We start from the raw sequence: 17,686 nt of genomic DNA on the forward strand, positions 1-17,686 counted from the left end.
GCAGGATGGCATTTATTTTAAATATAGAAACGGCTACAAAAAACTGCTCTGTGGCGGTTGCTAAAGATGGGGTTACAATTGCCCTCAAAGAATTTGCAGGAGAAGGCTATGCCCATGCCGAAAAACTACATGTTTTTATTGAAGAGGTGTTACAGCAAAGTAATATACAATTTTCAGATCTCAATGCAGTAGCAATAAGTATGGGGCCGGGGTCTTATACAGGATTGCGCATAGGGGTTTCTGCGGCGAAGGGATTTTGTTATGCCCTAAATTTACCTTTAATAGCTGTAGACACACTGGAACTTTTAGCCAGAAAAATAAGTGTTGAAAATGGCGCTATTATACCAATGATAGATGCCCGTCGTATGGAAGCCTATACTGCTGTTTTTGATGCCGGATATAACAAGGTACGTGAGACCAAAGCCGAAATTATTACAGAAGGTTTTTATGACGATATTAGTGGTGCCATACACTTAGTGGGCGATGGTGCCGCAAAATATAATGAAGTCCTGCCTGCGGGAAAATTTGTGTATCATGATGATGTAATATATCCTTCGGCTGCTCAAATGGGCTTGCTGTCTTACAATAAATTTACACAAGATGTCTTTGAAGATGTTGCCTACTTTGAACCGTATTACCTCAAAGATTTTATTGTAGGGAAATAACTTTATCTTTTAATGAGGCATCACTTCGAAAGTGATTTGATTTCTTTTTATTTCCCTACTCTGAAATATTTAAATATCTTTTGTGTTGGTGTAAAATGCAAAAAATCCCCATTGCTTTTTAAAACAATGGGGATGAATATACCTGATTTTAATTAGTACACTATCTTTTTGCTTACTTTACCTTTTACAGTATTTATTTCTACCACAAGTACTTCCTGTGCTGCCTGAAGATTTGATACGGCGGTTCTGGTAGTATTAGCTTCGTTGTTGCTGTAAAGTTTCCTGCCACGAACATCATAGATAGTTACATTAGTCATTTCAGCAGTTCCTGTGTTTATATTGATAGTATTTCCTTCTTTATAAACAATCACACTATTATTGTTAAGCTGCGGTGCATCTGTACCAAGTTGTGCATCAGTATACATAAGCTCAAACCTTGTGTTAAATGTACCTGCCTCACTTGTAAAAGTATACGCCTGCTCAAGGCTTGTTGTGGTTCCGGTAAGGTTATCTTTTAAATAAACTTCCTGACCCTGGGCAAACAAACCGTCTGTATGGTCAATTGTAATAGTATATTGTCCGGTAGCTGTAGCTTTAAAACCCATAGGTGCGACATCACTTATCGTAAAAGCCGGCCTTGCCTGTATAGACAGGTTGGTTTCTCCTGCCAGGGTGTAAAACGATATGTTGTTACCATCACCAAGTTGTTTGCCATCATAACCATAATCTATACCCAGTGTTGCATTATCCATATAGGCAATAGCTGTTTGGCTAAAGCTGCTTTCGGCACCGGTAAGGTTAATCCATATGCGAGATGCTGTAGATTGTGCCGTTCTAAAGAAAGATTGAGTACCGCTTGTTGGGGCAGCCCTCCTCATGCTGTTGGTAAATGTAATATTGGCATTTGTTGGGTTTTGAGCGGTCTTTACAATAAATCCCTGTCCTTGTGCTATCAGCCAGTTTGTTTCAGTACCTGTAAAATAATCGGCCTGTTCGCCACCACCACCCAATGCACTGTTTGATGTATAGCAGGCTTTGGTTACTGTAGCGTAAGATGACACAAGATAATTATTCCTTTTTCTCCAAAAATATAAGGCAGAATCTTCATCTAACACACCCTCGTTTTGGTTAAAAAAGTCTTCGATGCTTATTGGTGATGGGTAAGGGTTACCTACTGCGGTATATCTATTGCCTTCTACAGATGCAGTTTTGATTATCGTACCATTGTTAGGTCTTCCTGTAAATGTGCCAATATAAGTCATTGAAGAGGTACCGCCATTATATCCTGGGGTATTATCGCTATTTGGCATACGTATAAGATAGCCTTTTGCAGCCTCAAAAGTTGTTGTTGCCGGTGGAACTATAAAGTATTGCTCTACGCTGGCATTAAGTGTAGTGTCGAATCCGTATTTGTACTCATAAAAGCGCCCTACCGATGTTTGTGGTGAAAAGGCAAGCAGGTTTTGATCCTGTACAGGAGAAGACCACATAGTGTAATCAAGCCTGTATAAAGGGTTACTGTTTTTTATAACCGTAACAGCACCATCGTTTATCACATCATTATCCTGAACAAGAGCACCGTTGTTTTGCACGGTTACATTTCCTGTAGATGCTACTGTTACCTGATTAGCCACTCTTAGTGTTCCTCCTGTAAGTATGGTAACACGTGCTCCTGCATCTACGGTAAGGGTTTTTGCAAGTCCGCTTATGCCATGTACCTGTGGCTGGTTTGCCGGAGCTGCAGGTATAACTACAATAGTATTGAGCGTTGGCAGCATAGTACAGGCCCAGTTGCCAGGAGTATTCCAGTCGGTATTTATAGCTCCTGTCCAACTGTTGGTTTCGTTTACAGTTACTGTTACAATATTGCTTACAGCACTACTGCATACTCCGCTTGTTGCAGTAACCCTGTAGTATGTTGTAGCTGTAAGCGCTGGTGTGTTGTAAGTTGCTGCGGTTGCACCATCAATGTTATTCCATACAGTATTGTTTACAGATTGCTGCCATTGTATATTACCAACCGTGCCGCTAACACTAACACTTGCTGTAGCACCAAGGCATATAGTTGTACTGCCTGATGCATTACCTGCCACTGATGCAGGCGAAACACTTATTGCAATGGCAGAAGATGTAGCTGTACCACAGCTACTGGTTGTTACCAGTGCTCTGTAATAGACAGGTGCGTTAAGAGCCGGAGTAGTATAAGTTGCTGTATTAGAACCACTGCCTCCGCTTACGTTTGACCATGTGTTGTTGTTAGCAGATTGCTGCCATTGTATGTTTCCTGTAGCTCCTGTTATACTTACAGTAGTAATGCTGCCACTGCATATGGTTTGATTATCAGATGTTGTTCCTGCATTAACCGTAGGGTTAACGGTTACGGTAACTGTATTGCTTGTAGCACTGCTGCATGTTCCGCTGGTTACAATAGCCCTGTAGTATGTTGTAGCAGTAAGCGCAGGAGTGGTATAAGTAGCAGAGGTTGATCCACTACCACCTGTAACGTTTGCCCATGTAGTATTGTTTAAAGACCTTTGCCATTGTATAGAACCTGTATAATTACTAATACTTACAATTGTTATCGATCCGTTACACACAGATTGGTCAGCAGATATTGTTCCTGATACAGATACCGGTGAAACAGTAACTGTAATGGTTGATGATATTGCGCTTCCGCAAGTGCCACTGGTTACAATAGCCCTGTAGTAAGTAGTAGCTGTAAGTGTTGGTGTAGTATAAGTAGCTGTTGTTGCACCGCTGCCACCTGTAGTATTTGTCCAGTTGCTGTTATCTGTAGATTCCTGCCATTGTATGCTGCCTGTTGATCCTGTTATACTTACTGTTGTACTACTATTGTTGCATATTGACTGATTTGCAGATGTTGAACCTGCTGCACTTGGTGCCGATACGGTTACGGCCACGGCATTTGTTGTTGCTCCTGCACAGCCCGAGCCTAAATTTAATATTACACAGTAGTAATATACTGTAGATGCTGCTGTAACCACAGGTGAATAAGTAGATGAAGTTGCGTTTGCTATAGGAGCGCCTCCACTGTTAGAGTTTATAGTATTCCTGTACCATTGGTAAGTTAAACTAGCCCCATTAGCCACTACATTAATGCTTGTTGCTGTACCCTGGCATGTAGCGGCAGATACCGGCTGCACTGCAATTATAGTATTTAGATAAACAGAGTTACTAATAACAGATCCCGACTCGTTACTTACCACTACACTGTAGGTTGCAACGTTAGATGCCTGTACATTAGGAATTGTATAAGTAGAACCGGTTGCTCCTGTAATATCAATTCCGTCTTTTCTCCATTGGTAGGTAAGGGGAGCTCCTGTAGCAGTAACACTAAAGGTTGCACTGCCCGCACCGGGGCATACTACCTGAGATACAGGCTGTGTCGTAATTACCGGAGCAGGTATAACAAATGCTCCGGCATTGTATGCAGTAAAAGCAGTATCGCTGTCGCCGCCGGGCATGTATTTAAATTTTGCTACGCTGGCTGCGTTTGTACTTGTAATTCCAAAGTCTGAAAGTTTAAAAGCAATCATCCTTATGTCTCTGGTATTGTTGTTCTCCCCGCTTCCCGATGGAGTTACCGTGCTGTAAGGCTGTCCGGTCTGCAAAGTAAAAAGGTCGAGCCTGTATGTGCCTACAATGCCAACAGAGCTAAGGCTGGCCGACATAGGGTTACCAATAATATTACCATCGGCATCAACAAAACAGTAAATATCTTCAACGCTGCTTGGCGAAGCAATCTGAGTGATAAGAATATCCGGTTCAGTATCTGAAATTTTAGAAGTCACAATATTATTTACATCAAAGTATAAAACTGCTGTTGAACTAAGATTAGTAACACCTGTGCCAAGATCTAAGCCTTTAGCACCGTCTATAAGTACATCTCTTACTTTTAATCCTGCTATACCCGGAGCGGTATGAGTAGCTGTAGATATGCTCCCGTCTATAAGGCTTCCCATTGCAAGATAACTCGCATTTCCGGTAACACCAGTAATGGTGTTAATAGGAAGCGCCCTAAAGTCGGCAGCGGTATAGTTTGCTGCTCCTATGCTGGTATTAAGTCTTGCATTGTCTACACCTGTAGAGTATATTGTTGTACCATATCTAAAAGCCGTAAGGTTATGGCGGGTATTAGGCTGGTTTGGTGCTACTGTTGCCGATGTAGAAGACCAATAGCCATTCCAGTCGGTAATAATACGGTTAATAGCTGCCGTGGCCGGGGTAGCCGTAGGTGCTATGTAGGTTATATTTGCAGTAGAGTTAACCGTACCCGATGGCGTAGTTACCGATACTACTCCTGTTGTACCCGATGCTACCATTGCAGTAATAGTACTGCTGTTTACCACTGTAAAAGATGAAGCATTTGTGCCTCCAAATTTTACGGCAGTGGCACCTGTAAAATTAGTGCCTGTAATAGTAACCACTGTTTTTTGTGTTACCCTTACTGGTGTAAAAGATGATAAAGTGGGAGCTTGTGCAAACATATTTCCTGCAACAAACAACATTAACATTAGTATGTATTCCCCTATTTTGTATTGGTTTCTCATAACTAAACTACTTTGTAAATAATAATTGTTTTTAGTATTTGGATGCTGTAAAGAATTTTAATCCTTTAATTTTAAACAAAGTAACAGTTATGAGTTTGCCTTTGGGGCAAGTTTTCGGTGGGTGGTATTTATGTGTAGATGATTGGTTTTTATTGGGTTGTAATTGTTGCTAAAATACTGTTGGTCGAACGGTTATGTGTAGCTGTTTTTGAAGGGAAAAAGAAAATCCCGTAAACTTTGCACCAAATTATCGGACAAAATTTACGGGATTGTTTTGTTATACTAATTCGTATCTAGTCTTTCAGTGGCGGCAATTCTTCATCCGAAGGTATGGTTTCAATGCTTGTTGGGGTTTCATCTTCTCCTAATACCATGCCCCATGGTTTGAGCCCTTCTACACGGTCAAAAATTACTTTTGCAATGGCAATTACAGGTATAGCCAGGAACATGCCTGTAATGCCCCAAAGCATTTCGCCCAAGACCAGTCCTAATACCGATGTTAGTGTGTTGAGCTTTACTTTAGAACCTACAATTTTTGGCATAATGTAGTTGCCGTCTATCAGGTGTATAACCGTCAGGGCAATGATTACAAAAAGTACATCGGTAGTTGTGGCTGTGGCGAAGGTTACCAGTACCGACAGCAAGAGTGAAATAAAAATACCTACATAAGGTATTACGTTCAATATGCCCGTTAGTGTGCCTAATAAAAAAGCATATTTAATGCCCAATACAGTAAAAACTGTACAGCTTAATGTAGCAACAATTGCCATTTGCAACAGTAGTCCCATTATATACTTCCTTATAATATATTGAATTTTGCTTACTACCTCGCGCACCACAGGGCTATGGCTGTCATGAAACAAGGCTAACACGAATCGAAGCAGCAGGCCTCGGTGCATGAGCAGGAAAAAGGTGTACAAAAAAATGAAGACCATAAATAGTAACGAAGACGATAACGACATAAGGGTTGCACCAACAAGTGCTGTGCCTTTACCTAATGCTTCAGATGTGGTGTTGTTTATATACTCAGCCTGTTTGTTATTGTCAATATGAAATGATTGTGCTATCCAGTTTTGTAATGCTTCGAGCGAATCCATAAGTTGATTCTCAAAGGCGGGTATATCCTGAGAGAATTCCGAAAGCTGGCTGCCCAGCAAAATCATTACCCCACTAATGAGCCCTACTAAAATTATAAGTACTGCAAACGACGATAATGCCCTTGGAAATTTTAACCTGCGCTCCAAAAAGCTGGCTGCCGGAATGAGCAGCATGGCAAACAGTAAAGCAATAATAAGCGGTGCGAGTATAGTTTTGCCTATTATTGCTATATAGCCTATGGCGAGTATACTGATACTTATATTTGCCAGTTTTGTATAAAATGGGGGAGTGGTTTTTACCATGGTTTAGCAGGATTTTTTCTTACGTTACCAAAGCTACTTGTTTTTTGTAATCTCTGCTATAATTTAAGCAGTAATTATGATTTGCTCAATATAGAAGTAGTGAAGTTTCATGGCTGGAATACTCTTTGTAAATTTCATAGAGCCATAACCCAACGGCTGTTTTATATTTAAAAAAATAGATTAGTTTTGAGGTACAAACCACACTTTATGGCACAATTAGAAAAAGGCAGCAAAAAGCTGCTCAATGCATGGGCATTTTACGACTGGGCAAACTCAGTGTACAGCCTTGTGATAGCTTCGGCAATATTCCCTATTTTTTATGACCTGATATTCGAACTCAGGGGCGTAAAGCACATTGAGGTATTTGGCACATCGGTTAAAAGCACAGCACTTATAAGTTTTGTAACAGCATTTGCCTTTTTGGTAGTGGCTTTTATATCTCCGTTGCTTTCGGGTATTGCTGATTATGCCGGTAACAAAAAAAGTTTCCTTAAACTGTTTTGTTATATAGGTGCATTGTCATGTATTGGTCTTTATTGGTTTAGTCTCGAGAATATTTATGTCAGCCTTGTTTTTTATTTTTTTGGACTTATTGGTTTTTGGGGAAGCCTTGTTTTTTACAATTCCTACCTGCCGGATATTGCCTATCCTGAACAGCAGGATGCCGTGAGTGCCCGGGGCTATTCTATGGGATATATTGGCAGCGTTATACTCCTTATTATAAACCTTGCCATGGTTATGCTTGTAGAAGACAGCGAAAAAGAACAGATGATGCGTTACTCTTTTGTATCGGTAGGGGTGTGGTGGATAGTTTTTAGTCAGTACACCTATTATTATCTGCCAAAAGGCAATAAAAAAAATAAGGTTACCGGTGATGTGGTGTTTAACGGGTTCAAAGAACTTCGTAAGGTATGGAAACAGCTTAGCGCAGATATTACGCTTAAGCGCTATTTAGGAGCTTTTTTTGTTTATAGTATGGCGGTACAGACCGTTATGCTTGTGGCTACTTATTTTGGTGCCGAGGAAGTTGAATGGGGTGGCAATGGAGCTAAAACCATGGGACTTATAGTGAGCATACTTTTAATACAGCTTGTGGCTGTGGCAGGAGCAATAATTACTTCACGGATGTCGGCTAAATATGGAAATATAAAGACACTTATAGCAATAAACAGTATATGGGCCGTAATATGTATATGTGCCTATTTTGTTACCCTTCCGCTGCATTTTTACATAACGGCAGGTTTTGTGGGGTTGGTAATGGGAGGCATACAATCGTTGTCAAGAAGTACCTATTCTAAGTTTTTACCTCAAACAGATGACACTGCATCTTATTTCAGTTTTTATGACGTTACAGAGAAAATAGGTATTGTAATAGGGATGCTGCTATATGGGGCTATAGACCAGGCTTTTGGCAGTATGCGCTATTCGGTAATTTTCCTTACAGTGTTTTTTTTGGCAGGCATATTTTTATTGACGCGAGTATTAAAAAAACATTAGGTTTTTAATTTTATTGCTTTATATTTGGAACTTTAAAAAATTCAATAAATTAATGTTATGAAAAGAATGAGAATACTGTCGATTTTCATGGTGTTGTTTACACTAATGGGCGTTGTCTCATGTCAAACAGAGCCTGTAGACCCATTACTTTTAGTTGATGATTCTGATGATGAACCGGTACAGACACCTGCCAATTTTCAGGTAGATTTTGGGGAGCGTACATTTGTTGCCGACAGCACTGTTGCTTATCTTGGTGATGGTGAAATAGTTATTAAAGGTTATGCAGGTAATTTTGGAGAAAATTTTACAATAACAGTTCCTGCCACAACAACAGGTACTTATACAGTAACTAACATTACTTACGATCCTGGTGTTAACCCTAACTATTATTCTAATATAAACCCTGCTAATGTGCCAACAGGTTCGGTAACTATTTACAGCATAGATACTGCACGCCGCACAATTACAGGTATATTTAGCTTTACAGGATATTATTCGCTTCCTGCCGAAAATCTTCCGTCTATAGCATTTACAAACGGTTCGTTTACAAATATAGCTTATACAGCACCACCGGTTAACCCTGGTCCCGGTACATCTTTATTCTCAGTACAGTTTGACGGTCAAACGTTTGTTGCTTCAGAAGCTGGTGCTTCTATGGGAGCAGGTACATTGGCTGTAGGCGGTATAAGAGGTACTAATGGTGAGACTGTTGCAATATATTTAGAGGGCGGTAACGATGTTGGTACATATACTAATGCTGTTATGAGCTATGTTACAGATGATGACGCAGATAACAGCTATGTTAATGCAGATAATACAGGTACAGTAGTTATTACTGCAGTTGATGAGGTAAACCATACCGTATCCGGAACATTTAATTTTGTTGGTATTTATACTGATACTGCTGCCGGATTGCCAAACATTACATTTACAAACGGTGTTTTTGAAAACATACCTTATGATATCGAACAGTCTGACCCTGATCTTTTTGGAGCAACTGTAGATGGCACAGCCAATACTTATGCCCCTGCTGATATTATTGTTGTGAATGCTCAGGAAGATATTGTATTTATTCGTGGAACGCATACTAACGAAACGATTGGTATTTATGTAAAAGAAACCACTGTTCCCGGCACGTATGTTTTTGTTAACTCTATCAATGCAAATACGAGAGCTTCTTATACTACAGCTGCAGGTGTTACTTATAACATTAACGGTGGAAGCCTTGTTATAACAGAAAATACAGGTACAAGAATAAAAGGTACATTTAGCTTTGATGTTAAGAATGAAGCGGGCGCAGTTATACATACTGTAACTGCCGGATCTTTTGATGTTGAGTACGACTTCTAATACATTGATCTTATAGAATATTGATCCGCCCACTTTGGGCGGATTTTTTTATGGCACAATCATTGTCATATACTGGTGCTGCAAACTGCTTTGTTGATTGATAAGTATTGATTTACAGCATTTACATGGCTTATTCTTTTTAAAGCCCTCTGTACATAACTAAGTTTTTAATGACAAAATGACTTTAATAAGGATATGTCTAAGCAAAGAATTTTAAATATTGACAGTTTGTCACTGCAGGAGCTGGATACGGATGCCGAATTGATTCCGTTAATGACCCCCGAAGACGAGGAGGAAATGAATAATGAACTTCTTCCGGAAAGCCTTCCTATTTTGCCGTTGCGAAATATGGTGCTTTTTCCAGGGGTGGTAATACCAATTACAGCAGGTAGGGACAAATCTATAAAGCTTATAAACGATGCCAATGCTGCCGGTAAGGTAATTGGTGTGGTTGCTCAAAAAGATGAGAGTATTGAAGATCCTACACCTGCCGATATTAACATGGTGGGTACAGTGGCACGCATTTTAAGAGTGCTTAAAATGCCTGATGGAAATACCACTATTATCTTACAGGGAAAAAAACGTTTCGAGATCGATACAGTTACCGATGAGGAGCCTTACCTGAAGGCTATCATAAAGGAGTTTGAAGAAACGCGACCGGAACAAAAAGATGCTGAGTTTAGTACTATCATTGAAAGTATTAAGGATCTTGCTATACAGATCATAAAGGAGAGCCCTAATATTCCTACCGAAGCTACATTTGCTATCAAGAATATTGAGAGCGATTCGTTCCTGATAAATTTTGTAAGCAGTAATATGAACCTTTTGGTCAAAGAAAAGCAGGACCTTCTTGCTGTGAGCGACCTTAAGGAGCGTGCACTCGAAACGTTGAGGTTTATGAACCTTGAGCTGCAAAAACTGGAGCTTAAAAATGATATTCAAAGCAAAGTTCGTTTTGATCTTGACCAGCAGCAGCGTGAGTATTTTCTGCACCAGCAAATGAAAACCATTCAGGAAGAGCTGGGTGGTGTATCTCACGATCAGGAGATAGAAGATATACGTGCAAAAGCACGTTCCAAAAAATGGGACGATAAAACAAAGCAACAGTTCGAAAAGGAGCTTTCCAAGTTGCAGCGTATGAACCCTCAGGCTCCGGATTACGGAACCCAGCGCAATTATCTTGAGCTATTGATAGACCTCCCATGGAATGAGTTTAGCAAAGATAATTTCGACCTTAAACGTGCCGATAAGATACTTAACCGCGATCATTACGGGCTTGAAGATGTTAAGAAGCGTATTATAGAGCATCTTGCCGTATTAAAGTTGCGTAATGATATGAAATCGCCAATATTGTGTCTTTACGGGCCTCCGGGTGTAGGTAAAACATCTATTGGTAAATCAGTAGCAGAAGCTTTAGGACGCGAATACATTCGTATATCTTTAGGTGGCCTTCGTGATGAGGCTGAGATAAGGGGGCACAGAAAAACCTATATTGGTGCTATGCCGGGCAGGATCATCCAAAGCCTTAAAAAGGCGGGTACGGCAAATCCTGTTTTTGTGCTTGATGAGATAGATAAACTTAGTGTGAGCAATCATGGCGATCCTTCATCTGCCTTACTGGAAGTATTAGACCCGGAGCAGAACAAGGAATTCTATGATAATTTCCTTGAACTTGGTTTTGATCTTTCTAAGGTAATGTTTATAGCAACGTCTAATAATATGAGTACTATTCAGCCTGCACTTCGCGACAGGATGGAGATCATAAACATGACGGGTTATACTATTGAAGAAAAAATAGAGATAGCTAAAAAGCATTTATTACCTAAGCAAATAAAAGAACATGGTCTTACTGCCAAAGATGTTACCATTGGAAAAAAACAATTAGAAAAAATAGTTGTGGGTTACACACGCGAGAGCGGTGTTCGTGGTCTTGAAAAACAAATTGCTAAAGTAATTAGAAATATTGCCAAATCTATAGCTATGGAGGAGGAATATAATAGTAAGCTGACTGATGAGGATATTATAAATATACTGGGAGCGCCTAAAATGGAGCGCGATAAGTATGAAAATAATGATGTAGCCGGAGTTGTAACGGGGCTTGCCTGGACAAGTGTTGGTGGCGATATATTGTTCATAGAAAGTATATTGAGCAAAGGTAAAGGTCATTTAACCATGACAGGTAATCTTGGAACGGTAATGAAAGAGTCGGCTACTATAGCTTTAGAGTATATAAAATCTAATGCCGAGCAGTTGGGTATTGCACAGGAGGTAATTTCAAACTACAATGTGCATATACACGTGCCTGAGGGGGCAACCCCTAAAGACGGGCCAAGTGCAGGCGTGGCTATGCTAACATCGTTGGTGTCTACCTTTACGCAAAAAAAGATAAAGAAACATCTTGCCATGACGGGCGAAATTACCCTTCGTGGGCGTGTGTTGCCTGTGGGCGGTATTAAAGAAAAGATATTAGCTGCTAAAAGGGCTAATATAAAAGAGATAATACTGTGTGTAGAGAACAAACGCGATGTAGATGAAATCAAGCAGGAGTATCTTGAAGGCGTGACTTTTCATTACGTACGCGAAATGAGTGATGTGCTTAAATTTGCGCTTACAGATGAAACGGCTAAAAACGCCAAAACTCTTGTGTAAAACACATTCGATCATATTTCGGGCGGTCAGTTTTTTGACCGCCTTTTTTGTTTTAGGTCTATTTTTAACCTAATGGTTACGGCTATTTTTTTACCTGTTAAATTTATTTAAAAAATAATATCTTCGCATTCGCGTTAATAGTAATGCAAAACGTCCAAAAAGTAACATGTTTAAAAAAATTTACCCTGTCCTATTATTCTTTGTAACAGCTGTGTCATATGGTCAGATAGGCGGTAAATATACTTATCAGTTTTTAAATCTTGTTACATCGCCCCGCCAGGCCGCACTTGGAGGTAAAATAGTTACCCTTTATGATTATGATGTAAATCAGGGCTTTTTTAACCCTGCTACCATTAATGACGAAATGGATAAGCAACTATCTGTAAATTATGGCAGCTATTATGGTGAGGTTACTTATGGTACAGCTGCCTATGCTTATAAATACGATCGTTATACTCCCACAATTCAGTTAGGGGTTAACTATGTAAACTACGGCACTTTTGAGGGTAGGGACGAGGCCGGTTTACTTACCGGAGATTTTACAGGAAGCGAAATAGCTTTATCGGGAGGTACTTCATACAATATTCCCTATTCTGATTTTTATATTGGTTTCAATGCTAAACTAATTTCTTCTACACTGGAAAGTTATAACTCTTTTGGAGGGGCTTTGGATCTTGGAGCTTTGTATATAGACGAATATAACGAAATTACCTATGGTATTTCACTGAGAAATATAGGGTCGCAGTTTACTACTTATGCCGGAGAGTTTGAACCGCTACCGTTTGAAATAATTGCCGGGATTTCGCAAAAAATGGAAAATGTGCCTATTCGCTGGCATTTAACTCTGGAAAATCTTCAGCAATGGAATATTGCCTTTTCGAACCCTAACCGTGCTGAGCAAAATATTGAGGGCGGCAGTACAGAAGAAAAAGTATCATTTTTTAATAATGCACTGCGCCACGTAATTGCCGGTGCTGAGCTTTTTCCTGGAAAACCTTTCAATATAAGACTTGGGTATAACTTTAGAAGGAGTGAGGAGCTGCGTGTGGTAGAAAAAAGAAACTTCTCGGGTATATCATTAGGAATGTCGTTGCGCTTTAATAAAATACGTTTCGATTATTCTTACTCGCGTTATACGCTTGCTGCAAATACCAGTTTATTCGGTTTGATGATAAACCTGCAATAAGTCTAAAGTGCGAAAGTCATAAAGTTGTAAAGTCAAAAAAAACAACTGTAAAACTTTCCCTATACTTAATCCTGTAACTTTAACTGCTGTATTTGTTTGAATTCCATTTTTTATTAATAGTTTTACGACCGTTAATTAAATGTTAATTCAAGTTACCTGCCTTTTTATGGGAATTAAAAATCGCCTTATTTTAATGAGTTTCCTTCAGTTTTTTGTTTGGGGAGCCTGGCTTATAACAGTTGCTAATTATTGGTTTGGCACCAAACAGTGGGAAGGAACCCAGTTTGGACAGGTGTTTGCAACTATGGGCATAGCATCTATATTTATGCCTATACTTACCGGTATTATTGCCGACAGGTGGGTAAATGCAGAAAAACTTTATGGAGTGCTGCATTTTTTATATGCATGTGCCTTATTTACCCTTACAAGAGTAGAAGATCCGTCGACGTTTATATATGTAATGCTTGTAGCTATGTGTTTTTACATGCCTACAATTGCCCTGCACAATTCTATTGCTTATACGGCTTTAAAGAATAATCCGGGAAGCGATGTGGTTAAGGATTTCCCACCAATTCGTGTTTGGGGAACCGTTGGCTTTATTGCTGCCATGTGGATGACCAATCTTACAGGCAGTAAAGCATCGGAGTTTCAGTTTTATATAGCAGGTGGTTTTGCAATACTTTTAGGAGTGTATGCGTTTACATTGCCAAAATGTCCGCCACAAAACACTAAGGCTAATGCTACTTTAATAGAAACGCTGGGGTTAGAGGCTTTTAAACTTTTCGGAACCTACAAAATAGCTCTTTTCTTTATATTCTCTATGTTTTTAGGAGGAGCATTACAACTTACCAATGCCTATGGCGATGTGTTTTTAGATGAGTTCAGGATATTTCCTAAATATGCCGAATCATTTGTGGTAAAATATTCAACCATAATAATGTCTATTTCCCAAATATCAGAAACGCTTTTTATACTGGCTATCCCATATTTCTTAAAACGTTTTGGTATTAAACAGGTAATGCTTATCAGTATGTTGGCGTGGGTGCTTCGCTTTGGGCTTTTTGCTTATGGCGATCCTGTAAACGGTTTGTGGATGATCATACTTTCATGTATTGTTTATGGCATGGCATTCGATTTCTTTAACGTTTCGGGTTCTTTGTTTGTAGAAACTACTACGAGCCCTAAAATACGTTCATCAGCACAGGGCATCTTTATGATGATGACTAATGGATTTGGAGCATGGGCGGGCAGTACTATTGCCGGATGGGTGATAGCTACTTATTATACCGAAACATTTACTAATCTAAACGAACTTGCTGTTCATTTAGATACTGATGTTGATAACAGCCATCTTCTTGATTTTATAAAAGAAAGAGGAGCAGGGCTAACATCTAATGGAATGTTGAGTAATCCTATTATGCTACGTGAGTGGCACGATATATGGCTGGCTTTTGCAGGATATGCATTAGTTGTGGCGGTTGCATTTGCTATATTATTTAAGCATAAACATGCCCCCAATGCTGTGGCAGAGGTTAAACATTAAATTCTGATATTTTCAAATTACCGATTTATCGAATAAACAAATTACCTGATTAAAGCGTAAAGTAGTCAGGATTATAAAATTAGGTGTGCAAAGTGCTTGTTATTTAAAATAATAAACGTACCTTTGCGCACCTTTTCTGCATATAGGGTTTAGAAGAGGAAAATAAAAACTATTTTTATGTAAAACGCTCCTGCTGTTTTAGATGCATAAAAAACCCATAGGACTCAGGATACAAATTTTAAATTCAGAATATGTCTGAGCAAAAAACAAACGAACAATTTTTACAGGAATTTAACTGGCACAACTTTGAAGAAGGTATTGATGCAGTAGATGAGCAAAACCTGAGAGAGTTCGAAAACTTAGTTGAAAAAACGTTCATTTCAACTGACAGTGACGAGGTGGTAGAAGGTACTGTAGTAAGAATCACTGACAGGGATGCAATTGTAGACATCAACGCAAAATCGGAAGGTGTTATTTCTCTTAACGAGTTCCGTTACAATCCAAACCTAAAAGTTGGTGATAAAGTAGAAGTACTTATCGACGTTCGTGAAGATAAATCAGGCCAGTTAGTGCTTTCTCACAAAAAAGCACGTACTATCAAAGCTTGGGATAGGGTTATCAATGCTAATGAAACTGGCGAGATCGTTAACGGTTTCGTTAAATGCAGAACTAAAGGTGGTATGATCGTAGATGTATTTGGCATCGAAGCGTTCCTTCCTGGTTCTCAAATAGACGTAAAACCTATCAGGGATTACGATCAGTATGTAAACAAAACTATGGAATTCAAAGTTGTTAAGATCAACCACGAATTTAAAAACGTAGTAGTATCTCACAAAGCTCTTATTGAGGCTGATATTGAGGTTCAGAAAAAAGAGATCATCGGTCAGCTTGAAAAAGGCCAGGTTCTTGAAGGTGTTGTTAAAAACATTACTTCATACGGTGTATTCATCGACCTTGGTGGTGTTGATGGTCTTATCCACATTACAGATCTTTCTTGGAGCCGTATCAACCACCCAAGTGAAGTTCTTGAACTTGACCAGAAACTTAACGTGGTTATACTTGACTTTGATGACGAGAAAACACGTATCCAACTTGGTCTTAAACAACTTCACGCTCACCCATGGGATGCGCTTGACGCAAACCTACAGGTAGGTGATAAAGTTAAAGGTAAAGTAGTTGTTATTGCTGACTACGGTGCATTTATCGAAGTTGCAGAAGGTGTAGAAGGTCTTATCCACGTTTCTGAAATGTCATGGTCTACGCACCTGCGTTCAGCTCAGGATTTCGTAAAAGTTGGTGATGAGGTAGAAGCTGTTATCCTTACTCTTGACAGGGATGATCGTAAAATGTCTCTTGGTATCAAACAACTTTCTCAGGATCCTTGGACAGACATCACGTCTAAATATCCTGTAGGTTCTAAACACACGGGTATCGTTCGTAACTTTACAAACTTTGGTATATTCGTAGAACTTGAAGAGGGTATCGACGGACTTATCTATATCTCAGATCTTTCTTGGACTAAGAAAATCAAACACCCAAGTGAGTTTGTAAATGTTGGTGATAAACTTGATGTTGTAGTTCTTGAACTTGATGTTGAAGGTCGTAAACTGTCTCTTGGTCACAAACAAACTCAGGCTAACCCTTGGGATAAATATGAAGATTCTTTTGCTGTAGGTACTGTACACAACGGTGAAATATCTGAAATCGTTGACAAAGGTGCTACTGTAGAGTTTGGTGACGATATCGTTGCTTTCATTCCTGCAAGACACCTTGAGAAAGAAGACGGTAAAAAACTTAAAAAAGGCGAAACTGCTGATTTTAAAGTAATCGAGTTCAACAAAGAATTTAAAAGAGTAGTTGCTTCGCACACTGCTACTTTTAAAGATGAAGAAGAGAAAAATGTAAGAGCTTCTCAGGAAACTGTTGCTTCTTCTTCTAACGCTGCAGAGAAAACCACTCTTGGTGATATCGATGCATTAGCAGAACTTAAAGAAAGAATGGAAAGAGGAGAAAACAAATAATCTCTGATATTCATAAATTTTTATAATGAACCTCCGCAGTAATGCGGAGGTTTTTTGTTTTATGATATAATTCTTGAAATGTGTTTAAGAAAACAATAGGGGTGGAGATCAGTTTTTTCTGTTCATTATTGAATTATCTCGGATAAGCAGTCTCTAATGGGTGTGCTAAATTATGGTTGGATGAAGTACGTCTCTTAAAGATTTAATTAAAGTGCAGAAGAAGTGTTTTGTTTTCCAATCGATAAGGATGTATATGTAAAGTTGCTTTTTGAAATAGGTGGTTGGTTTTAATCAAGAACTAAAAGGTTTTGTGAGGTGCTTTTTGCGCAAGAGAGTTGAGTAGATTTAATTCTTTTTTGTCTTCTTCTCTATAGTATATTGTAAGTTTTTTGCTTAATGATGTTTTTTCTTTTAGTTCTTTAATAATATAAATCTGTTGTTTTGCTAAATCTATAATCATGCCCTTAAAAAGGGTGGTTATGGTGTATTTCTTTTAAAAAATCACAGTTGGTGTTGTTAATTCGGCAATGTCCTAAAAAACTTTCAGGAAAAGTGTTGTTGTAAAGTATGGGTAAACAGTGAGTTAATAAAAACTTAAAAAAAAGATTAAAAAAAGGTTATATAAAAGCTTGCGAAAGTAAAAAAGAGTGGTACTTTTGCACCCGCAATCAAGCACAAGTTCACTGACAGACTGATACAAGCAATAAGAAGAGAAAACCTTTATATAATAAGAGTTTTGCTGTAAAGGCGGAGCTGTATTTATAGAGGAAAGCATCGAAAAAAAAGTTTAAAAAAAGTTTGCAC

9 protein-coding genes are annotated in these 17,686 nt (G+C 38.9%); 7 read left to right on the forward strand and 2 right to left on the reverse strand.

Translation table 11 applies throughout. The annotated features are described in order from the left end of the window. Positions 1-5: 5 nt before the first annotated feature. Positions 6-665, forward strand: a complete 660-nt coding sequence (tsaB, locus tag GR160_RS13750) for a tRNA (adenosine(37)-N6)-threonylcarbamoyltransferase complex dimerization subunit type 1 TsaB (RefSeq protein WP_160750443.1) — start codon at positions 6-8, stop codon at positions 663-665. Between the two features lie 152 nt (positions 666-817). Here tsaB and GR160_RS13755 read toward each other — a convergent pair whose 3' ends face one another. Beyond that, complete coding sequence (locus GR160_RS13755) at positions 818-5,236, reverse strand: S-layer family protein (protein ID WP_160750444.1); 4,419 nt, start codon at positions 5,234-5,236, stop codon at positions 818-820. 293 nt (positions 5,237-5,529) lie between these two features. Next, complete coding sequence (locus tag GR160_RS13760) at positions 5,530-6,636, reverse strand: AI-2E family transporter (protein WP_160750445.1); 1,107 nt, start codon at positions 6,634-6,636, stop codon at positions 5,530-5,532. Positions 6,637-6,843: 207 nt separating this feature from the next. On the opposite strand from GR160_RS13760, the gene GR160_RS13765 reads away from it, so the two are divergent. The 6 genes from GR160_RS13765 (at position 6,844) to rpsA (ending at position 16,882) form a co-directional block, all read left to right on the forward strand. After that, entirely contained in the window at positions 6,844-8,133 is a 1,290-nt protein-coding gene (locus GR160_RS13765; RefSeq protein WP_160750446.1) for an MFS transporter, read from the forward strand. Positions 8,134-8,190: 57 nt separating this feature from the next. Next, positions 8,191-9,483 (forward strand): DUF6252 family protein, encoded by a 1,293-nt coding sequence (locus GR160_RS13770; RefSeq protein ID WP_160750447.1) that lies wholly within the window; start codon positions 8,191-8,193, stop codon positions 9,481-9,483. A gap of 195 nt (positions 9,484-9,678) precedes the next feature. After that, entirely contained in the window at positions 9,679-12,132 is a 2,454-nt protein-coding gene (gene lon, locus GR160_RS13775; protein ID WP_160750448.1) for an endopeptidase La, read from the forward strand. Between the two features lie 166 nt (positions 12,133-12,298). Then, positions 12,299-13,318, forward strand: a complete 1,020-nt coding sequence (gene porQ / locus GR160_RS13780; protein WP_160750449.1) for a type IX secretion system protein PorQ — start codon at positions 12,299-12,301, stop codon at positions 13,316-13,318. A 166-nt stretch (positions 13,319-13,484) separates the two neighbouring features. Continuing rightward, positions 13,485-14,861 (forward strand): nucleoside permease, encoded by a 1,377-nt coding sequence (locus tag GR160_RS13785; RefSeq protein WP_160750450.1) that lies wholly within the window; start codon positions 13,485-13,487, stop codon positions 14,859-14,861. 251 nt (positions 14,862-15,112) lie between these two features. Continuing rightward, positions 15,113-16,882 carry a 30S ribosomal protein S1 gene (gene rpsA / locus GR160_RS13790; protein WP_160750451.1) on the forward strand — a complete coding sequence of 590 codons (1,770 nt, stop codon included), beginning with the start codon at positions 15,113-15,115 and terminating at the stop codon, positions 16,880-16,882. Positions 16,883-17,686: the final 804 nt, after the last annotated feature.

Source organism: Flavobacterium sp. Sd200, assembly GCF_009826935.1.
In the GTDB taxonomy this organism is placed as follows: domain Bacteria; phylum Bacteroidota; class Bacteroidia; order Flavobacteriales; family Flavobacteriaceae; genus Flavobacterium.